This window comes from Erwinia plantamica, from assembly GCF_043420595.1.
Lineage (GTDB): Bacteria > Pseudomonadota > Gammaproteobacteria > Enterobacterales > Enterobacteriaceae > Erwinia > Erwinia aeris.
Genome location: NZ_JBGCUC010000017.1, coordinates 42,181 through 63,422, shown reverse-complemented (window position 1 = coordinate 63,422; position 21,242 = coordinate 42,181). Strand labels below are relative to the sequence as shown.

Genomic DNA, 21,242 nt, shown 5'->3' with positions numbered 1-21,242 from the left:
GCCTGTAATCCCCTCTTCAGGTCAGGTGGAATCTGGTGGAAAGAAATCAGTGAGTGCATACGCAGTCACAATTTAGTTCTAACGCCATTTTCGCTGAAGATCAACGCGCAAATTTCACGCCAATGTCATAAACCTGTGCGAGGATAGTGGAAACTTATCGCCTGAAAACTCTCCTGAAAACCAGATAACCTCCTGTATGGCAATAAAAAAAGCCCCGATTGTGCAATCTTCTGATTGTCGACAAACCGGGGCTTAGCGCCAGTGATTAATTTTTCTAATTAAGGCTGCGGATACCGTTAGCTATATCCTGCGCCTCCTGCTGCCAGCCTTCTGCCAGCGTTCTGACCAGCGCGTCGTAGCCATCCTCTTTCTGCGGCAGGGCCAGCGTAAACGAGCGCTTCACGATTTGCCCCTGATGCTCCAGCACCCAGTCGCCGCTGATCACCGCATGGCCGTCGTAACGACCGTGGAAGCCGGTCACCGTTACGTTGAGCTTATCCTGCTGCTGGCCCAGCGGTGAAGCCGAGACCAGCGAGCCGGGCAGCGCCTGGCTCAGGTTCGCCACCAGCGTTTGCTGTAGCTGCTGGTCGAGCGGGCTGGCCCAGAGGTTATTGGCAGCAATCGTATATTTCACGTCGCTGGTTTGGTAAACCAGCCCGTTACCGGACAAATAGTCCGGAACGGAAACATGCTGGACAAAAACCGCTGGCCGCGCGGCATCAACGCTGCTGACGGCCGCGCCCTTCGCCGCCACGGGCAGCTGGTAATAGGTGGTATCGGACGTGCTGCTGCAGGCGCTCAGCGCCAGGATCAAAGCCACAGGTAGCCATTTTTTCATTATTTCGCCCTCTTCGGCTGGGGATCCTGGCCGGGTTTTGCTTCAAACACCAGCGCATTGCTCTTGCTGTTCAACGTTTTCAGCACCGGCTGCAGTTCACGCAGCACCTGATTGAGCTGCTGCATATCGCCGACCAGTTTGCTGTAGGCCGGTGCGCCAGGCTGGAAGCCTTTCATGCTGGCGTTCAGCTCGCGCAGCGTTTTCTGCATATCGGCCGGTAGCTCTTTCATCGACTGGCTGCCGGTGATCTGGTTGATGTTATCCAGCGTTTTCTGCAGCTCGCGAATAGTGCGCTGGCTCTCTTTCAGCGTGCCCGTGGCCTGATTAATCATCGGGTTCAGCGGCAGCGAATTGATTTTATCCAGCGTATCCATCAGTTTCTGTTGGATCTGCGCCAGTCCGCCGCTGGTCGTTGGGATCAGCTCATAGCCCGCAAAAGAGGCCGGTCCTTTGAACGGTTTGGCATTGCTGTCAAAATCCAGATCGATATAGAGCGAGCCGGTCAGCAGGTTGGCCGACTTCAGCGAGGCGCGAAGACCCGCCTTGATACCGTCCTTCAGGTGCTGCTCAATATCAAAGTCCTTGCCCAGCATACTCTGGAAGCGGTCCGGCTCGATGCGGATCAGTACCGGGATACGGTAATCGTTGCCCAGCTGCTGCGCGACTTTAGTGGATTTAAACGGCACTTCCGCGACCGTTCCCAGCCTTATGCCCCGGAACTCTACAGGCGCGCCCGGCTGCAGGCCGCGAATAGAATCGCTGAAGAACATCAGGAAGTCTTTATGCACGGTGTAGAGCGAATCCTGAATGCTGCGCTGATCGTCAAACAGCTTATATTCCGCTTTATTCGCCGCCGCCTGTCCCAGATCCCAGCCGTCCGGCACGTCAAAGCTGACGCCGCCGCTGAACAGCGTGGTCAGCGAGCCCATTTCAACCCGCATACCTGAAGCGGACATATCTACCGCGATGCCGCTATCCTTCCAGAAGCGCACGTTTGTCGTGACCAGCCGGTCATAAGGGGCGGCGATAAACAGCTGATAGGTCATCATACGTTTGTCGGCGTCGAACTGGCTGGTTTCCACCGAGCCTACGCGATAGCCACGGAACAGCACCGGATCGCCAGGGTTCAGCTGGCCCGCTTTTGCGCTGTCCAGCGTAATGCGTACCCCTTTGGCATCCGGCGGCGCCAGCGGCGGCGCATCCAGCAGCTTATACTGTTCGGGCTGTTCGCCTTTGCTGCCCGGCTGCAGCTCAATATAGGAGCCGGAAAGCAGCGTCCCCAGACCGGTAACGCCTTCGCGGCCGATGGTCGGTTTAACCACCCAGAACGCGCTGTCGCCTTTCAGCAGTTTTTCCATGCCGGCGTTAAGGCGCGCGGTAATTTTCACGTGCAGCAGATCGTCAGTCAGTACGGCGCTTTCTACCGTGCCGACATCAACGCTGCGGCTTTTAATCGCCGTTTTACCGCCTTCGATGCCTTCCGCGTTGGTGGTGATCAGCGTGACCAGCGGCCCCTGATGGGTGAAATGATAAACAAGGATCCACGCACCGATTAATACGGTGACAATGGGGATGATCCAGACTGGTGACCAACGTTTGATTCGATCAACCGTCGCCACGCCATGATTATTTTCCTGCAATGCCTGGCTCCTCTTTAGTTTGGGTACTGACACGATCCCAGGTCAGACGGGGGTCAAACGTCATGGCGGCGAACATCGTCAGGATCACCACCAGCGCAAACAGCAACGCCCCCGTCGCGGGATAAATATTCATTAGCTGGCCCATGCGCACCAGCGCGGAGAGCACAGCTATCACAAAGACATCAATCATTGACCAGCGGCCGACAAACTCCACCACCTCGTAGATTTTATGCATCCTTTCGCTGTCCTGATGCGGCTTGCTTTTGCCGTTGGCATCCCAGCAAAGCCAGCCGATAGCCAGCATTTTTAGCGAAGGCACCATGATACTGGCGATAAAAATCACCAGCGCAACCGGATAGGAGCCTTCTCCCCACAGCAATACCACGCCCGCCATAATGGTAGACGTCGTTTTGCTGCCAAGGGATTCCGTGATCATAATTGGCAGCAGGTTAGCGGGAATATATAAAAGCAGTGAGGTCAGCAGCAGCGCCATTGTCCATTGCAGGCTGTGCCTGCGCCGGGCGTGACCGCGCGTGCCGCAGCGTGAACAGGAGAGTTGTCCGACCGGCAGTATGGCTGTACAGCAGCTACAGGAACGCAGATCCTGCGCCAGGCCGCTGATGGCAGGCACCGGTTTCGCCGGCAACGCAGGCAGAGGCGCAATGCGCTGCCACATCCAGCGGCGATCGACGCACTGAAAAGCGCGCAGCTGCAGCACGCAGAACAAACACCAGGGAATAAAACTGGTGCCGATGCCGATATCGCCGTAGGCCATCAGTTTGACAAAGCTGACCAGCACGCCGGCCAGGAAAATTTCCGCCATGCCCCAGGTTTTGATCTGAAACAGCGCGCGCGCCATCGCTTTTTTTAACGGCGTGGGCAGATTAACAGGGTTCACCAGCAGCAGGATAATAAGCATACAGAGCGCGGGCACGGCCTGCACGAACAGCAGAAACAGCGTCGCCAGGCTGCTGTAATCCACCGAAACCATGACCTGCGGGATACGCATCAGCGTAATTTCGCTGCTCATCCCCGCCACGTGCATATTGACGAACGGAAACAGGTTCGCCAGAAGCAGCATAAACAGCGCCGCCAGCGCATAGCCGGTTGGCCGCTTGCGCGGCTCATCCCAGTTCATGACCAGCGTGGTATCACAGCGCGGGCAGCTGGCTTTGCTGCCCGGCGTGAGAGGCGGCAACTGTGTCATCAGGTCGCACTGCGGGCAAAGCATCCACTGGTCGGCCTGGTGCGATGAACACATAGATTACCTCGGGGTTATTGGTTTTTCAGCGATTCCAGGTATTCCCAGCGCTCGAAAGCCTTTTCCAGCGCCTGTTCGGCTTCGGCAAGCGCATCCAGTACCGGCTGGGTCACGTCGTGCGGCTGGCCAAAGAAGCTGGCGTCGGCCACCTTCGCCTGCAGCGAGGCCAGCTCGTTCTCCAGCTGCTCCATCTTCTGCGGCATCTGCTCCAGCTCGCGCTGCAGGTTATAACTCATCTTAGCCGCCGGACGCTTTGCCGGATCGCTTTTTACGGTTTCCTGACGCGTGGCCGGCGCGCTTTGCGCCGCGCTGCGGGTTTGCTTGTAGGCGGTGCGCTGCAGCTGAGCATCATGATAGCCGCCGACAAAGGCGCCGATCTCGCCCTGGCCTTCAAAAATCCAGCACTCGGTAACAGTATTATCGACAAACTGACGATCGTGGCTGACCAGCAGCACCGTGCCCTGATAGCCGTCGATCAGCTCTTCCAGCAGTTCCAGCGTTTCCACGTCCAGATCGTTGGTCGGTTCATCGAGGATCAGCAGGTTGCTGGGCTTCAGGAACAGGCGCGCCAGCAGCAGGCGGTTACGCTCTCCGCCCGACAGCGCACGTACTGGCGTCATGGCACGCTTAGGGTGGAACAGGAAGTCCTGCAGATAGCCCAGCACGTGGCGCGGCTTGCCGTTCACCATCACTTCCTGCTTGCCTTCCGCCAGGTTATCCATCACCGTGCGATCGGGGTCGAGTTCCGTCCGGTGCTGATCGAAATAGGCCACTTCAAGCTTGGTGCCGATATGCACGCGACCGCTGTCCGGTTTCAGCTGATCGAGCATCAGCTTCAGCAGCGTAGACTTGCCGCAGCCGTTCGGGCCGATCAGCGCAATTTTGTCGCCGCGCTGCACCTGGCGGGAGAAATCCTTCACCAGCTGTTTGCCCGCCACGCCGTAGCTGACGTTTTCCAGTTCAAAGACGATTTTGCCGGAGCGGCTCGCCTCTTCCACCTGCATATTGGCTTTGCCCATCACTTCGCGGCGTTCGGCGCGCTCGTTGCGCAATGCTTTCAGCGCGCGGACGCGTCCTTCATTACGGGTACGACGGGCTTTGATGCCCTGACGGATCCAGACTTCTTCCTGCGCCAGCTTGCGGTCGAATTCGGCGTTCTGCATCTCTTCCACGCGCAGCGCTTCTTCTTTGCCCAGCAGGAACTGATCGTAGTCGCCCGGCCAGGAAACCAGCTTGCCGCGATCGAGGTCAACGATACGCGTCGCCATATTGCGGATAAACGAACGGTCGTGCGAGATAAAGATAATGCTGCCCTGGAAAGTTTTCAGGAAGGTTTCCAGCCAGTCGATGGTTTCGATATCCAGGTGGTTGGTCGGCTCGTCCAGCATCAGCACGCGCGGATTGCTGACCAGCGCGCGGCCCAGCGCCGCTTTACGCAGCCAGCCGCCGGACAGCGAGGAGAGCGGCGCATCGCCGTCCAGACCGATCTGCTTCAGCACGTCCTGAATACGCGTTTCCAGCTGCCACAGGTTCTGGTGATCGAGAATGCTTTGCAGCCTGCCCATTTCGTTCAGGTTTTTCTCGCTGGGATCGCTCATTACCAGATGCGAAATCGCATGATAGGCCTTCAGGTACTCGGCCTGTTCATTCACGCCTTCGGCAACGAAGTCATACACCGAGCCTTTTACGTTACGCGGCGGATCCTGTTGCAGGCGCGCGATAACCAGGTCCTGCTCATAAATGATGCGCCCATCGTCCAGCGGCTGCTCGCGGTTGATGATTTTCATCAGCGTTGATTTGCCCGCGCCGTTGCGCCCTACCAGACAGACGCGCTCGTTCTCTTCAATATGCAGCTCGGTGTTATCCAACAGCGGCGCGTCGCTGAATGAGAGGTAAGCGCCATGAATACTGATCAGTGACATAAAACTTATTCCTTACCGGCGTGAGTAATCAGCCAGCAGTTATGAATTTGACGGTTGCGGGCGAAGTCCTGCGACTGCGTTTTCGCGGTAATTTCTTCAGCGTGCAGCTGAAGCTCGGCCAGGCCTTCCAGATCCATTTTGAAGCCGCGCTTATTGTTGGAGAACATGACGGTGCCGTTTTTGCGCAGCAGCCTTTTCAGATCTTTCATCAACAGCAGATGATCGCGCTGCACGTCAAAACTCTCTTCCATTCTTTTCGAGTTCGAGAAGGTTGGCGGATCGATAAAGATCAGATCGAACTGCTCGTCGGACTCGCGCAGCCAGCTCAGGCAATCTGCCTGCATCAGGCGGTGCTGGCGGCCGGTCAGGCCGTTCAGACGCAGGTTGCGTTCTGCCCATTCCAGATAGGTGCGCGACATATCCACCGTGGTGGTGCTTTTGGCGCCGCCCAGTCCGGCATGCACGCTGGCGCTGCCGGTATAGGCAAACAGGTTCAGGAAGTCTTTGCCCTTGCTCATCTGCCCAAGCATTTTACGCGCGATGCGGTGATCCAGGAACAGGCCGGTATCCAGATAGTCGGTGAGATTTACCCACAGCTTCGCGTTAAACTCGGAAACCTCGAAGAAGTCGCCCTTTTCGCCCAGCTTCTGATACTGGCTTTTGCCTTTCTGCCGCTCGCGGGTTTTCAGCACCAGACGGTTTGCCGGCAGATCCAGCACGCTGAGCGTGGCGGCTATAACGTCAAACAGGCGCTGACGGGCTTTAGACGGCTCGATGGTTTTCGGCGGCGCATACTCCTGCACCACCACCCACTCGCCATAGCGATCGACAGCGACGTTGTAGTCCGGCAGATCGGCATCGTAAATGCGGTAGCACTCAATGCCTTCCTGACGCGCCCATTTTTCCAGCTTCTTCAGGTTTTTACGCAGGCGGTTAGCGTAGTCTTCCGCAATCTGCGCCACGCCGGAGGTATTCACTCCCAGCTGATAGTTTTTCTGTACGCAGTCCAGCGGGCCGTTTTTCGCCTTGAACTGGCGTTCAGCACGCAGCTGCAGGCAGCTCAGCAGCTCCGGCGACGCGCTGAACAGCGACAGGTTCCAGCCGCCGAAATGCTGTTTCATCAGGCGTCCCAGCTGGCTGTGCAGCGCAATCAGGGCCGGTTCGCTTTCCAGACGTTCGCCGTAAGGCGGGTTGCTCAGCACGGTGCCGGTTGGCCCTTCCGCCAGCGGATTGGTCAGCTTCAGCACGTCCTGGGTGGTAAAGCTGATAAGCTCCGCCAGGCCTGCACGACGGGCGTTAACGCGCGCGCGTTCAATGACGCGGGAGTCGTTATCGTAACCATAAAAACGGGACGTCGTTTCCTGAAGCCCGCGACGAGCGCGCACTTTCGCTTCGCTGGTCACTTCACGCCACAGCGCCTCGTCGAATTTGTTCCAGCCGGTAAAGCCCCAGTGGGTGCGATGCAGGCCAGGCGCGCGATCGCTGGCGATCATCGCCGCTTCAATCAGCAGCGTGCCCGAGCCGCACATAGGATCGACCATCGGCGTGCCCGCCTGCCAGCCGGAGCGCTGCACGATAGCCGCCGCCAGGTTTTCCTTGAGCGGCGCCATGCCGGTTTGCTGGCGATAGCCGCGCTGGTGCAGGCCTTCGCCGCTCAGATCCAGCGCAATGCTGGCATTGTCTTTGTTCAGCCAGACGTTAACGCGGATATCCGGCTGCTCGCGATCCACATCCGGTCGCGCCAGGTTTTTGCGGGTAAAGCTGTCCACGATGGCGTCTTTGACTTTAAGCGCGCCGTACTGGCTGTTGCGGATCACTTCATTCAGCCCGCTGAAATGCACGGCAAAGGTTTTATCGCTGCCGAACAGCGCCGGCCAGTCGATAGCCTGTACGCCCAGATAGAGATCCAGGTCGCTGTATACGCCGCATTCGGTCAGCGGCAGCAGGATGCGGGAAGCCAGGCGGCTCCACATCAGGCTCTGATACATCAGACGATCGTCGCCCTGAAAATGTACGCCGCCCTGGACAATCTGGCAGGCCTCGGCCCCCAGCGCTTCCAGTTCACTTTTTAACAGCTCTTCGAGCCCACGCGCCGTACTGGCAAACAGAGAATTCATAACATCACTTATCATCTGGAAAATTGCTGCGCATTATAGCTAATCCGGGGCGCATGTCATAAAGTTAGCTTCTTTTCGTCAGCCGCTCCCGGCTCTTTTTTTGCGCTGGCGTTTTCTTCCCTGCTGGAGAGCACCATGATTAGCCTGTCCCGTCTGTTTATTCATCCCGTAAAATCCATGCGTGGCACGCAGGTTTCTCATGCTCAGGCGCTTGCCAGCGGCCTGGCCTTCGATCGTATTTTTATGCTTACCGAGGCGGACGGCACCTTTATTACAGCGCGTCAGTATCCTGAAATGGTGCTTTTTACGCCCGCACTGCTGCCGGACGGTCTGCTGCTGGCGGCGCCGGACGGCAGCAGCGCCACCGTGCGCTTTGCGGATTTCGCCGCCGAGCCTGCGCCGGTGGAAGTCTGGGGCAACCATTTCACCGCGCTGATTGCGCCTGCGCCAATCAACAGCTGGCTGAGCGGCTTTTTTCCGCGTCCCGTGCAGCTTCGCTGGGTAGGACCAGAGATGACCCGGCGCGTGCAGCGATTTAGCGAGGTGCCGCTGGGCTTTGCCGACGGCTATCCTTATTTGCTGATTAATGAGGCCTCGCTGCACGATTTACGTAAGCGTTGCCCGGCCGGCGTAAAGCTGGAGCAGTTCCGTCCAAACCTGGTGGTAACGGGCACGACGGCATGGGCGGAAGATCGCTGGGCAACGGTGCGCATCGGCGGCATCCTTTTTGACGCACCGAAACCTTGCAGCCGCTGCATTTTTACCACTGTCAGCACGGAGCGCGGCCGCAGGCATCCCACCGGCGAGCCGCTGACAACCCTGCAAAAATTCCGTACCGCGATGGATGGCAGCGGCGATGTCGATTTTGGTATCAACCTGGTGGCACGCAACAGCGGCATCGTGCGGGTGGGTGACGAGCTGGAGGTGGTTGCCGATAAACCGGCACGCCTGTATGGTGCGGGTGAAGTGGCGGAATCGCTGGAAGCGGTTGCCGTAGCGCAGGAAAGCGTCACCCTCAGCTGGGAAGGCGAGCGCTTCAGCGGCAACAATCAGCAGGTTTTACTGGAGCAGCTGGAGATGCAGGGTTATCGCATTCCCTACTCCTGCCGTGCGGGCGTTTGCGGCAGCTGCCGCGTCCGGCTGGCGTCCGGCCAGGTTCGGGCGCTGAAGAAAGGCGCGCTGCGCGAGGACGGCACGCTGTTAAGCTGTAGCTGCGTCCCGGACGGCGACCTGGTGCTGTTGGCGCGTTAAACGGCGCGGGCGAAGGTGAAAATATGCTGGCTGATGGCGGGCAGCAGGCGATCGTGCATCACCTTAATAGCATCGCCCAGCACCATCGTTTTGCCGCCCAGCTGCAGCTCCGGCTGCGCCAGCAGGCACAGCGCGGCGTTTTCGCCCGCTTCCACCACCAGCAGCGTGGCTTCTTCGCCCGTCTCGCACAGGCGCACCGCTACCAGCTCGCCATCCTGCGGCGTACAGTGACGCGGATGCGCGGAAAAGTGCCAGCTTTTTGGCATCTGCGGCTTCAGAAAACGCAGGGCAACCAGCGCGTTCAGCACCAGCTCGGTACGCTGCCATTCGGTCAGGTCGCACGTCAGGCATTTTTCTGCGAAGGTGGAAAACAGGGCGGCGTCGTCGACGGAGAATTGCGCGGCGTTAAAGGCATCGGGCGTCAGCATTTTACGAGGGAAGCGTGAGCGGAACAGCGCGCCTTCCGCCATAGCCAACATCATGCGTTCCTGTTCGTCATCGAAGAACCAGCGCCAGCTGTCGTCAGGTTTAATCCTCATGAAGTATCCCGTAATGATCGTCAGGTCGGCTATTTATCGCGAGGTCAGCGAACACGCGATCCGCCCCGTGCCAAAATAGTCTGAATAATGCATAAACAGGAGAAAATATAAACGAGCCAGAGGGGAAAATAAACCCCCTGGCCCCGTTAAGCCTGCATTTAATCAAATATGACTGACAATTTCTTTAATCAGCGGCGGCCCTTTGTAAATAAAACCGGAATATATCTGCACCAGCGAGGCGCCCGCCGCCATTTTTTCTTTGGCTGCCACCAGCGAATCTATGCCGCCTACGCCGATAATCGGCAGCCGGCCCTGCAGTTCCTGCGAGAGACGGCGAATGATTTCCGTACTTTTCAGCTGTACCGGACGCCCGCTCAGGCCGCCCGTTTCTTCGCTGTATTTCAGGCCGCTAACCAGCGAACGATCCAGCGTGGTATTGGTAGCGATCACGCCATCAATATTATGCCGCACCAGGCTGTCGGCAATTTGGATAAGTTCTTCTTCAGCTAAATCCGGCGCAATTTTGACCGCTACCGGCACATATTTTTGATGCTGATTTTCCAGCGCCTGCTGTTTGTGCTTAATCGCCTGCAAAAGATCGTCCAGCGCTTCACCATATTGCAGCGTGCGTAACCCTGGCGTATTCGGCGATGAGATGTTGATCGCAATATAACCTGCATAAGGATAAACTTTCTCCATACAGATTAAATAATCTTCTTTACCCATTTCGACCGGCGTATCTTTATTTTTGCCGATATTGATGCCCAGAATGCCGTCGAAGCGAGCCTGCCTGACATTATTGACCAGCTGGTCCACGCCCAGATTATTGAATCCCATACGATTAATAATGCCTTCCGCCTCTCTGATGCGGAACATACGCGGCTTATCGTTCCCCGCCTGTGGTCGTGGCGTCACGGTGCCGACTTCAATAAAGCCAAAGCCCATTGCGCCGAAGGCGTCAATACATTCACCGTTCTTATCCAGCCCCGCCGCCAGGCCCAGCGGGTTTTTGAACGTCAGGCCCATGCAGTTGACGGGCTTAAAAGGAAGAGTTTGTCGAACCAGATGAATAAGCGGCGTTCCGGTTATCCGGTGCAGCTGCTGAAGGGTCAATTCGTGCGCACGCTCGGCGTCGAGCTGAAAAAGCGCGTTACGAACCAGGTTATACATGATCGCTCCTGAGTAGCCCATAATGCCGGGCCGGAAAAGGACTAACGGTTGCCTCAGCAACCCTGAAAACTGTGCGGTCGACACGCCTTCTTCGCTTTTATACGTTATCAGATACAAAGAACAGCGGCCTTCGACATGCGCAGCAACGCTGCAGGCGCGGGGGAAAATGGTAAAGTCCTTTGCCGGGAAAGTAAAACGTTTGCGTGCCCCCATCCCTCTCTTTTTCCGCGCTTTCCTGTTATCTGTTTTTCGCTTAGTCAAAAAGTAACTTAAATATGCCGGATAAATCATTTAAGGCGTCCGTCACACTCTGCCAGGATAGTTCCATAAGTTCAGGAATTATTTTAATCAATAACTTTTGGTTATAAGGAGAGATGATGCGCGTTATTACTCTGGCAGGCAGTCCTCGCTATCCTTCGCGGTCAACCGCGCTGCTGACCCTGTGCCAGCACGCGCTGGAGCAACGAGGCGCCGAGGTGATCCCCTGGAACCTGCATAACTTTCCTCCAGAGGATTTGCTTTACGCCCGCTTCGACTCGCCTGCGCTGCTGGCTTTAAAAGAGGATCTGGCTAATGCCGATGGGCTGATCGTCGCCACGCCTGTTTATAAAGCCTCTTTTTCCGGCGCGTTAAAAACCCTGCTCGACTTACTGCCGGAACGCGCACTGGAGCATAAAGTGGTGCTGCCGCTGGCGACCGGCGGCACCATCGCGCATATGCTGGCCGTGGACTATGCGCTAAAACCGGTGCTTAACGCGCTGAAGGCGCAGGAGGTGCTGCACGGCGTGTTTGCCGACGACAGCCAGATTAGCCATTACGATCGCCAGCCCGAACTTTCTCCCCTGCTTGCCGAACGCATTGCGGAATCACTCGACACCTTCTGGTATGCGCTGTCGCGTCGTCATCAGCGGCTGGCCGCAGCGGTATAAGGAAGCGCCCATGAGCCTGTTTACACGTTTTGTCTCGGCGCTGGCCTTCAGCGCGCTGTTCACTGGCGGCGCGCTGGCGGACGAGGCCGCGCCTGCCGCTTTCCGTATTGGCTATCAAAAAGGGTCGGTGAGCATGGCGCTGGCCCGCTCGCATCAGCTGCTGGAAAAGCGTTTCCCTCATACGCAGATTAAATGGATTGAGTTTCCGGCCGGCCCGCAAATGCTGGAAGCGCTGAATGTTAACAGCATCGATTTGGGCAGCACGGGCGACATTCCGCCAATCTTCGCCCAGGCGGCCGGTGCCGATCTGCTTTATGTCGGCTCAGAGCCGCCCAAGCCGCAATCTGAAGTGATCCTGGTAGCCAAAGACAGCCCGATTAGAAGCGTCGCCGAACTGAAAGGCCATAAGGTGGCTTTCCAGAAGGGCTCCAGCTCGCATAATTTACTGCTGCGCGCGCTGACCAAAGCCGGGCTGAAATTCAGTGATATTCAGCCTGCCTATCTGACGCCTGCCGATGCCCGCGCGGCTTTCCAGCAGGGCGATGTCGATGCCTGGGCTATCTGGGATCCCTACTATTCCGCCGCGCTGTTGCAGGGCGGCGTGCGGGTGCTGGCCGATGGCGACGGGCTGAACCTGACCGGTTCGTTTTATCTGGCGACCCGCCCCTTTGCTGAAGCCAACGGCGCTTTCGTGCAGCAGGTGCTGGAGACGTTCAGCAAGGCCGACGAGCTGACCCGCAGCGATCGCGAGCAGAGCATTGCCCTGCTTTCGCAAACTATCGGCCTGCCGAAACCGGTTATCGCCAGCTATCTCGATCACCGTCCGCCGACCGTTATCGGCCCGGTCAGCGAGAAAACCGTACAGGCCCAGCAGCATACCGCCGATCTCTTTTACGCTAACCATTTAATGCCGGTGAAAGTCGATATCGCCAGCCGTGTCTGGCATGTCGCCGCCGCTACGCAAGGAGTCCCACAATGAGCCTTTCCGTTTTCTGGTTTCTGCCCACGCATGGCGATGGTCACTATTTAGGCACGACGGAGGGCGCGCGTCCTGTCGACCACGCTTATCTGCAGCAAATTGCTCAGGCTGCCGATCGTCTGGGTTTTGGTGGTGTGCTGATCCCAACAGGGCGTTCCTGTGAGGATGCCTGGCTGGTGGCCGCGTCGCTGATCCCCGTGACGCAGCGCCTGCGTTTTCTGGTTGCGCTGCGTCCCGGCGTAATCTCCCCTACGCAGGCCGCGCGCCAGGCCGCCACGCTGGATAGGCTGTCAAACGGCCGTGCGCTGTTTAACCTGGTGACCGGCGGCGATGCGGAAGAGCTGGCGGGCGACGGCGTCTTTCTGGATCACCGTGAGCGCTATGTTGAGTCGGCGGAATTTACCCGCGTCTGGCGTCGCGTGCTGGAAGGCGAAACGGTGGATTACGAAGGCAAGCACGTGCACGTTCGCGGCGCCCGGCTGATGTTTCGGCCCGTGCAGCAGCCGCGTCCGCCGTTATGGTTTGGCGGCTCTTCCGAACCTGCTCAGGATCTGGCAGCGGAACAGGTCGATGTCTACCTGACATGGGGCGAACCGCCAGCGCAGGTCAAAGAGAAGATTGAGCAGGTGCGGGCGAAAGCGGCGGCCCAGGGCAGAACGGTGAAGTTCGGCATCCGCCTGCACGTTATCGTGCGGGAGACCAATGAAGAGGCCTGGAAAGCGGCAGATCGTCTGATTTCGCATCTGGATGACGCCACTATTGCTAAGGCGCAGGCCGCGCTGGCAAAAACCGATTCGGTCGGTCAGCACCGCATGGCCGCCCTGCACGGCGGACGTCGCGATAAGCTGGAGATTTCACCTAACCTGTGGGCGGGCGTCGGACTGGTACGCGGCGGCGCGGGCACCGCGCTGGTCGGCGATGGCGCTACCGTAGCGGCCAGGATGCAGGAGTATGCCGATCTGGGCATCGAGACGTTTATTTTGTCCGGCTATCCACATCTGGAAGAGGCCTATCGCGTCGGCGAGCTGCTGTTCCCGCATCTCGATTTGAACGTGCCGGAAGTGCCGCAGCCGAACAACATTACCGCGCACGGCGAAGCCGTAGCGCATGATTTCGCTCCACAAAAAGTGTCGCAGAGCTGAGGTGGCTATGAGCAAACCGCTTAATCGTATCGGCAATCAGCTGATCCCATGGGCACTGCCCATTGCGCTGGTGATCGTGTGGCAAATCGCCTCACAGACCGGCTGGCTTTCTACCCGTATTTTGCCTTCGCCAGAAGCCATAGTGATTACGTTCTGGAAGCTGTCGGCCAGTGGCGAGCTGTGGCAGCACCTGGCGATCAGCAGCTGGCGTGCGGCGGTCGGCTTCAGCATTGGCGGTTCCATCGGCCTGATCCTCGGCCTGATTACCGGCATGTCGCGCCTGGGCGAACGGCTGCTGGACACGTCGGTGCAAATGCTGCGTAACGTGCCGCACCTGGCGCTGATCCCGCTGGTGATCCTGTGGTTTGGCATTGACGAATCCGCCAAGATTTTTCTGGTGGCGCTGGGTACGCTGTTCCCTATTTATCTCAATACCTATCACGGCATCCGCAATATCGATCGCGGCCTGGTAGAGATGGCCCGCAGCTATGGCCTCTCCGGCTGGAGCCTGTTTATTCAGGTGGTGCTGCCGGGCGCGCTGCCCTCCATTATGGTCGGCGTGCGCTTTGCCCTGGGCCTGATGTGGCTGACGCTGATCGTGGCGGAAACCATTTCCGCCAACTCCGGCATCGGCTATCTGGCAATGAACGCGCGCGAATTTTTGCAGACCGATATCGTGGTGGTTGCCATTATCCTGTATGCCCTGCTCGGTAAACTGGCTGACGTCAGCGCGCTGTTACTGGAACGCGTCTGGCTGCGCTGGCATCCGGCTTATCAACTTAAAGAGGAAAACGCATGAGCGAGTTAACGTCTTCTCCAGCGCGTCTTAACGCCGGTACGCCTCTGATCGTTAACCGCGTCAGCAAGCAGTATCACGGCCGCACCGTGCTGAATAACATCGATTTGCATATTCCTTCCGGCCAGTTTGTGGCGGTGGTCGGACGCAGCGGCTGCGGTAAAAGCACCCTGCTTCGCCTGCTGGCCGGGCTGGAAAAAAGCAGCGCTGGCGAGCTGCTGGCCGGTAGCGCGCCGCTGAGCGAAGCCAGAGACGATACCCGCCTGATGTTTCAGGATGCGCGCCTGCTGCCGTGGAAAAGCATTATCGATAACGTTGGCCTGGGATTGAAAGGCCGTGCCTGGAAAAGCGACGCGCTGGAGGCGCTGGCAGCCGTCGGCCTGGCGGAACGCGCCAACGAATGGCCTGCGGCGCTGTCCGGCGGGCAAAAGCAGCGTGTGGCGCTGGCCCGCGCGCTGATCCACCGGCCGGGTTTGCTGCTGCTGGATGAGCCTTTAGGCGCGCTGGATGCGCTGACGCGTATTGAAATGCAGGATCTGATCGAGTCGCTGTGGCAGCAGCATCATTTCACCGTGCTGCTGGTCACCCATGACGTCAGCGAAGCCGTGGCGATGGCTGACCGGGTGCTGCTGATTGAAGAAGGCAATATCGGGCTGGATTTGGTAATCGACCTGCCGCGCCCGCGCCGTAAAGGCTCCGTGCGGCTGGCGGAGCTGGAAGCAAAAGTGCTGGATCGCGTCATGAAACGCTCGCCGGTGGAAGAGGAAAAACGCTACGCGCAGCGCTGATTTACGCCGTTGCTAAAAGAAAAAGCCCCGACTGTCGGGGCTTTTTGTCATTTACGCCGGACGATTAGTCCTGAAGCGCCTTGCTGATTTTTTCGTAAAGGTCGCCGGAAAGGTTCTCCAGTGCCTTTAACTTCTCAAGCGCGCCGCGCATCAGCGCCTGACGGGCTTCGTCGTAGCGTTTAAAGCGGATCAGCGGCTCAATGATGCGCGAGGCAACCTGAGGATTGCGCGTATTCAGATCGGTCAGGATCTCCACCAGGAACTGGTAACCGCTACCGTCAGCAGCGTGGAAGGCGGAAGGGTTAGCCGAGGCGAACGCGCCGATTAGCGAACGGATACGGTTTGGATTGCTTAGCGTAAAGGAACGATGGCTGAGCAGCGCGCGAACGCGGCTAAGTACGTCCGCAGCCGGGCTGGTGGCCTGCAAAGTAAACCACTTGTCCATCACCAGGCCATCTTTATGCCAGCGCTCGTCGAATTCGGCCAGCAGCGTTTCCCGGCACGGCAGCTGCGCGGCAACCGAGGCCGTCATCGCCGCCAGCGAGTCGGTCATATTGTTCGCCTGACGGAACTGGGCGGTAACCAGTTTCTCGGCCAGCCCTGTTTCGCCGAAGGCCAGGTAGTTGAGACAGGTATTTTTCAGCGCGCGCTTGCCGATATCGGCATGATCGATACGATATTCGTCCACGCGATGCGCGTTGTAAACCGCCAGCCACTCATCCGCCAGCTCCGTAGCCAGCGTGCTCAGCAGCGCACGGCGCACTTCCGCAATGGCTACCGGATCGATTACCTCAAACAGCTCGGCAATTTCGTTTTCGCCAGGCAGCGTCAGGATCAGCGCCATCAATGCCGGATCGCTGTTTTCCTCCAGCAGCACGGCGCGGAAAGCATCGGCAACGTGCAGCGGCAGCGAAAGCGGCTGGCCCTGCTGGAAGCGGGCGACGTTCAGCCTGATATGGGTCGCCAGCAGACTTTGCGCGGCATCCCAACGTGAGAAATCGTTACGGGCATGGCGCATCAGGAAAGTCAGCTGCGCATCGCTCCAGTTGTAATCCAGCTTCACCGGCGCGGAGAATTCACGTAGCAACGAGGGGATCGGCTGCTGATAAACCTCGTCGAACACAAAGCTCTGGAACTCTTCCGTCACGTTCAGCACATGATGAACCGGATGACCATTGTGCTGCAAAGGAATGACGTTGCCTTCACTGTCGTAAAGCTCGATATCCAGCGGAATATGCAGCGGCAGCTTGTTTTTCTGATCGGCCGTTGGCGGCGTCATTTGGGTAACGTGCAGCGTGTACTGTTGCAGCTCGGCGTTATAGTCATCGCGTACGGAAAGCACCGGCGTGCCGGACTGGCTGTACCAGCGGCGGAACTGGGAAAGATCGACGTTGGAAGCATCCTCCATCGCCTGCACAAAATCGTCGCAGGTCGCTGCGCTGCCGTCGTGGCGCTCGAAGTAAAGCTGCATGCCTTTCTGGAAATTCGCCTCGCCCAGCAGGGTATGCAGCATACGAATAACTTCAGACCCTTTTTCATACACGGTCAGCGTATAGAAGTTGTTCATCTCGATCACCTGCTCAGGGCGGATCGGATGCGCCATTGGGCTGGCGTCTTCGGCAAACTGCGCGCCGCGCATCACGCGCACGTTATCGATACGATTGACCGCGCGAGAGCCGAGATCGGAACTGAATTCCTGATCGCGGAACACGGTCAGGCCCTCTTTCAGGCTAAGCTGGAACCAGTCGCGGCAGGTGACGCGGTTGCCCGTCCAGTTGTGGAAATATTCGTGGCCGATCACCGCCTCAATGCCCAGATAGTCTTTATCCGTCGCCGTTTCCGCTTTCGCCAGCACGTACTTAGAGTTAAAGACGTTCAGGCCTTTATTTTCCATCGCGCCCATGTTGAAGAAGTCGACGGCGACGATCATAAAGATATCCAGATCGTATTCCAGGCCGAAACGCTGCTCGTCCCACTTCATGCTGTTTTTCAGCGAGGTCATTGCCCAGTCGGCGCGATCGAGGTTGCCGCGATCGACGAAGATCTCCAGCGCAACATCCCGGCCGGAGCGCGTTTTAAAGCTGTCGCGCAGCACGTCAAAGTCGCCTGCCACCAGCGCAAACAGGTAGCACGGCTTTGGAAAAGGATCTTCCCATTTTACCCAGTGACGTCCGTTTTCCGCTTCGCCGCCGGCTATCCGGTTGCCGTTTGACAGCAGATACGGATAAAGCTGTTGTTCCGCGATGATGGTCGTGGTGAAGCGAGCCAGCACGTCAGGCCGATCCAGATACCAGGTGATATGGCGGAAGCCTTCGGCCTCGCACTGGGTACAAAGCGCCTCGCCCGATTTATACAGGCCTTCCAGCGCGCTGTTTTTATCCGGATGAATATCGTTGACGATTTTCATCGTGAATGACTCCGGCAGGCCGGAAACTATCAGCGCGCCCTCTTCCAGCGCGTAATCCGTCCAGGGCCGATCGTCAATCTCCAGCGAGACCAGCGTCAGATCTTCCCCATCCAGACGCAGCGACGCATCAGCCTGGCCCAAACGCTTTACGCGGCTGACGGCCGTCACACGGGTGGTTGCGGCATCCAGTTCAAACGTCAGATCGATGTCGGTAATGGTGTAATCCGGCGCACGATAATCATGGCGATTTTTGGCTTGTGGCAGTTGCGTCATAAGTGCTTCTCATGTCGATAATTAGTTAACTTTGCAAGTCTATTCCGCTTCCTGCAATGTTGCCATGGAGAATCGCGTCGGGCGGTCGGAATTGCTGTTAAAAGCTACATCCTCTTAACAATCGCACGGATTGCCCTCGACCTGCCGGATCGAATTGTGCTGTGATCGGGTTCAATAAATGAGTATTCAAGTTATACTCCTGCGTCATTACTATTTTTTAAACCAGGGATAACGCTCTTCGCCAGAGGATGCTGAAACGCACCATGACACGACATGCTTCCCCGATACTGACCACGCTGCTGGATACGGACGCCTATAAGCTGCATATGCAGCAGGCGGTATTTCATCGCTATCAGAACGTTTCCGTAGTGGCTGAGTTTCGCTGCCGTGGCGACGATCTGCTTGGCATCTACGCTGAGGAAATCGCTCAACAGGTGACCCTGATGCAGTCGCTGGCGCTCAGCGACGAAGAGAGCCGCTATCTTGCCGGACTGCCGTTTTTCAGCGCGGATTATCTGCAGTGGCTGAAACAATTCCGCTATGACCCTGCTCAGGTGCGCATCCGCAATCATCAGGGCAAGCTGGATATCCGCATCGCCGGCCCGTGGCGGGAGGTGATTATGTGGGAGGTGCCGCTGCTGGCGCTGATCAGCGAAGTGGTGCACCGCCACCGCTCGCCGCTGGTCGTCCCCGCGATGGCGGTCGAACGCCTGCAAAGCAAGCTGCTTGACTTCGGCAAGCTGACGGCAGATTTGGATATGTCCCGCTTTAAGCTGATGGACTTCGGTACGCGCCGCCGTTTCTCCCGCGATGTACAGCTGGCGATTGTCAGCACGCTAAAAGCCGATTTCCCCTGGCTGGTCGGCTCCAGCAACTACGATGTTGCCCGGCAGCTACAGCTCGCGCCGGTGGGCACGCAGGCGCATGAATGGTTCCAGGCACATCAGCAGATCAGCCCTGTTCTGGCCAACAGCCAGCGCGCCGCCTTGCAGGCCTGGCTGGAGGAGTATCCGAACCGTCTGGGTATCGCGCTGACCGACTGCATCACCATGGACGCTTTCCTGCGCGATTTCGGCCTGAATTTCGCCAGCAGCTATCAGGGACTGCGCCATGACTCCGGCGATCCCGTGGAATGGGGTGAAAAAGCCATCGCGCATTACGAAAAGCTCGGCATCGATCCGCAGGAAAAAACGCTGGTCTTTTCAGACAATCTCGATTTGCCAAAAGCGGTGGAGCTTTATCGCCACTTTGGCCAGCGCATCGAGGTCATTTTCGGTATCGGCACGCGGCTGACCTGCGATATCCCTCAGGTAAAACCGCTGAATATCGTTATCAAGCTGGTGGAGTGCAACGGCAAACCGGTCGCCAAACTCTCCGACAGCCCCGGCAAAACCATTTGCCAGGACAAAGCTTTTGTTCGCGCCCTGCGCAAGGCGTTCGATCTGCCGCTGGTGAAAAAAGCCAGCTAGGCTGCCTACAGAGAGAAAGGCGCCCTGCCTTTCTCTCTTTCTGATTGCCTTTCGTTAAGAAATCTCCTGCCTCGCAACGAATTCTTCTTGTGTCTCATCTTCTGGCAAGTAACATAGCATTGCCCCGATTTCGGGTAATTTTAATTCTGATGAAAAGAGAGACTTATATGAGCGTTGTGCCTGTAGCGGATGTACTGCAAGGCCGGATCGCGGTTGACAGCGAAGTCACCGTTCGCGGCTGGGTGCGTACCCGAAGAGATTCAAAAGCCGGTATTTCCTTTATCGCCGTCTACGACGGTTCCTGCTTTAATCCTGTCCAGGCCGTCGTTAATAATTCTCTGAATAATTACCAGGAAGAAGTGCTGCGCCTGACCACCGGCTGTTCCGTGGCGATCACCGGAAAAGTCGTGGCCTCGCCAGGCCAGGGCCAGAGCTTTGAGATCCAGGCCAGCGCGGTGGAAGTCGTGGGCTGGGTCGACGATCCGGACACCTATCCGATGGCAGCCAAGCGTCACAGCATCGAGTATCTGCGTGAAGTGGCGCATTTGCGTCCGCGCACTAACCTGATCGGCGCCGTCGCGCGCGTTCGCCATACGCTGGCGCAGGCGCTGCATCGCTTCTTTGACGAGCAGGGGTTTTTCTGGGTCTCCACCCCGCTGATCACCGCTTCCGATACGGAAGGCGCTGGTGAAATGTTCCGCGTCTCCACGCTCGATATGGAAAACCTGCCGCGTACGCCGGAAGGCAAAGTCAATTACGATGAAGATTTCTTCGGTAAAGAGGCGTTCCTGACCGTTTCCGGCCAGCTTAACGGTGAAACCTACGCCAGCGCGATTTCCAAAATCTACACCTTCGGCCCGACTTTCCGCGCTGAAAACTCCAATACCAGCCGTCACCTGGCGGAATTCTGGATGCTGGAGCCGGAAGTGGCCTTCGCCGATCTGGAAGATAACGCCGCGCTGGCTGAAGCCATGCTGAAGTACGTCTTTAAGGCCGTTCTGGCCGAACGTGCCGACGATATGGCTTTCTTTGCCGAACGCGTAGACAAAGAAGCGATTACTCGCCTGGAGCAATTTGTTACTACCGATTTTGCGCAGGTGGATTACACCGATGCTATCGAGATCCTGAAAGCCTGCGGCGAGAAGTTTGAAAACGCCGTCTCCTGGGGTATCGATCTCTCGTCCGAGCACGAGCGCTACCTGGCGGAGAAACATTTTAAAGCGCCGGTCGTAGTGAAAAACTACCCGAAAGACATCAAGGCGTTCTATATGCGCCTGAACGACGATGGCAAAACCGTGGCGGCGATGGATGTTCTGGCGCCGGGCATTGGTGAAATCATCGGCGGTTCGCAGCGTGAAGAGCGTCTGGACGTGCTGGACGCGCGTCTGGCGGAGATGGGGCTGAACAAAGAAGACTACTGGTGGTATCGCGATCTGCGCCGCTACGGCACCGTGCCTCATTCCGGCTTCGGCTTAGGTTTTGAGCGCCTGATCGCCTACGTTACCGGCGTGCAAAATGTCAGGGACGTCATCGCCTTCCCAAGGACGCCGCGCAACGCCAGCTTCTGATTTTTGCATTAAATATAAGAAATTCATATATATAACTAAGGCCAGCCTCGCTGGCCTTTTTTTATTTTTGTAAATTTAGATATAGTTCACAAAGTTCCGTTTTATTTACATATTGAAACACAAATTTTCTTCCTGTAACCAGAATAGGATATT

The 21,242-nt window shown here is 57.6% G+C and carries 16 protein-coding genes; 8 read left to right on the top strand and 8 right to left on the bottom strand.

The window, feature by feature from the left end; genetic code table 11:
- Positions 1 to 274 precede the first annotated feature (274 nt).
- Genes pqiC through rlmKL form a run of 5 tightly spaced genes read right to left on the bottom strand, consistent with a single transcriptional unit; the run spans position 275 to position 7,778 of the window.
- A complete protein-coding gene (gene pqiC, locus AB3U87_RS17090) occupies positions 275 to 838 on the bottom strand; it encodes a membrane integrity-associated transporter subunit PqiC (RefSeq protein WP_301251198.1) in 564 nt (187 codons plus the stop codon).
- Entirely contained in the window at positions 838 to 2,478 is a 1,641-nt protein-coding gene (gene pqiB, locus AB3U87_RS17085; protein WP_253454678.1) for an intermembrane transport protein PqiB, read from the bottom strand. Before pqiB ends, pqiC begins: the two co-directional genes overlap by 1 nt.
- Positions 2,465 to 3,739, bottom strand: coding sequence for a membrane integrity-associated transporter subunit PqiA (gene pqiA / locus AB3U87_RS17080; protein WP_301251199.1), 1,275 nt, complete (start codon positions 3,737 to 3,739; stop codon positions 2,465 to 2,467). Before pqiA ends, pqiB begins: the two co-directional genes overlap by 14 nt.
- Before the next feature lie 14 nt (positions 3,740 to 3,753).
- Entirely contained in the window at positions 3,754 to 5,661 is a 1,908-nt protein-coding gene (locus AB3U87_RS17075; protein WP_253454680.1) for an ABC transporter ATP-binding protein, read from the bottom strand.
- A 5-nt stretch (positions 5,662 to 5,666) separates the two neighbouring features.
- Positions 5,667 to 7,778, bottom strand: coding sequence for a bifunctional 23S rRNA (guanine(2069)-N(7))-methyltransferase RlmK/23S rRNA (guanine(2445)-N(2))-methyltransferase RlmL (rlmKL, locus tag AB3U87_RS17070; protein WP_301251201.1), 2,112 nt, complete (start codon positions 7,776 to 7,778; stop codon positions 5,667 to 5,669).
- A 135-nt stretch (positions 7,779 to 7,913) separates the two neighbouring features.
- On the opposite strand from rlmKL, the gene AB3U87_RS17065 reads away from it, so the two are divergent.
- Complete coding sequence (locus AB3U87_RS17065; protein WP_301251202.1) at positions 7,914 to 9,029, top strand: YcbX family protein; 1,116 nt, start codon at positions 7,914 to 7,916, stop codon at positions 9,027 to 9,029.
- Here AB3U87_RS17065 and AB3U87_RS17060 read toward each other — a convergent pair.
- Both AB3U87_RS17060 and pyrD read right to left on the bottom strand, forming a co-directional pair.
- Positions 9,026 to 9,568 carry a cell division protein ZapC gene (locus tag AB3U87_RS17060; protein ID WP_253454683.1) on the bottom strand — a complete coding sequence of 181 codons (543 nt, stop codon included), beginning with the start codon at positions 9,566 to 9,568 and terminating at the stop codon, positions 9,026 to 9,028. The two genes, AB3U87_RS17065 and AB3U87_RS17060, sit on opposite strands and share 4 nt — an antisense overlap.
- Positions 9,569 to 9,730: 162 nt before the next feature.
- Complete coding sequence (gene pyrD, locus AB3U87_RS17055; protein WP_253461041.1) at positions 9,731 to 10,741, bottom strand: quinone-dependent dihydroorotate dehydrogenase; 1,011 nt, start codon at positions 10,739 to 10,741, stop codon at positions 9,731 to 9,733.
- Between the two features lie 374 nt (positions 10,742 to 11,115).
- Between pyrD and ssuE the strand changes: the two genes are divergently transcribed.
- Genes ssuE through ssuB form a run of 5 tightly spaced genes read left to right on the top strand, consistent with a single transcriptional unit; the run spans position 11,116 to position 15,372 of the window.
- Positions 11,116 to 11,667 (top strand): NADPH-dependent FMN reductase, encoded by a 552-nt coding sequence (ssuE, locus tag AB3U87_RS17050; protein ID WP_253454684.1) that lies wholly within the window; start codon positions 11,116 to 11,118, stop codon positions 11,665 to 11,667.
- Positions 11,668 to 11,677: 10 nt separating this feature from the next.
- Positions 11,678 to 12,646, top strand: a complete 969-nt coding sequence (locus AB3U87_RS17045; protein WP_369894888.1) for a sulfonate ABC transporter substrate-binding protein — start codon at positions 11,678 to 11,680, stop codon at positions 12,644 to 12,646.
- Positions 12,643 to 13,788 (top strand): FMNH2-dependent alkanesulfonate monooxygenase, encoded by a 1,146-nt coding sequence (gene ssuD, locus AB3U87_RS17040; RefSeq protein WP_253454686.1) that lies wholly within the window; start codon positions 12,643 to 12,645, stop codon positions 13,786 to 13,788. Before AB3U87_RS17045 ends, ssuD begins: the two co-directional genes overlap by 4 nt.
- Positions 13,789 to 13,795: 7 nt before the next feature.
- Positions 13,796 to 14,587, top strand: coding sequence for an aliphatic sulfonate ABC transporter permease SsuC (ssuC, locus tag AB3U87_RS17035; protein ID WP_253454687.1), 792 nt, complete (start codon positions 13,796 to 13,798; stop codon positions 14,585 to 14,587).
- Entirely contained in the window at positions 14,584 to 15,372 is a 789-nt protein-coding gene (ssuB, locus tag AB3U87_RS17030; protein WP_253454688.1) for an aliphatic sulfonates ABC transporter ATP-binding protein, read from the top strand. The genes ssuC and ssuB overlap by 4 nt, the downstream gene beginning before the upstream one ends.
- Positions 15,373 to 15,436: 64 nt before the next feature.
- Here the strand turns inward: ssuB and pepN are convergent, their stop codons facing one another.
- Entirely contained in the window at positions 15,437 to 18,052 is a 2,616-nt protein-coding gene (pepN, locus tag AB3U87_RS17025; RefSeq protein ID WP_253454689.1) for an aminopeptidase N, read from the bottom strand.
- A gap of 263 nt (positions 18,053 to 18,315) precedes the next feature.
- Here pepN and pncB point away from each other — a divergent pair, with 263 nt between their 5' ends.
- Entirely contained in the window at positions 18,316 to 19,521 is a 1,206-nt protein-coding gene (gene pncB, locus AB3U87_RS17020; protein ID WP_253454690.1) for a nicotinate phosphoribosyltransferase, read from the top strand.
- Positions 19,522 to 19,688: 167 nt separating this feature from the next.
- Entirely contained in the window at positions 19,689 to 21,089 is a 1,401-nt protein-coding gene (asnS, locus tag AB3U87_RS17015) for an asparagine--tRNA ligase (RefSeq protein ID WP_253454691.1), read from the top strand.
- Positions 21,090 to 21,242: the final 153 nt, after the last annotated feature.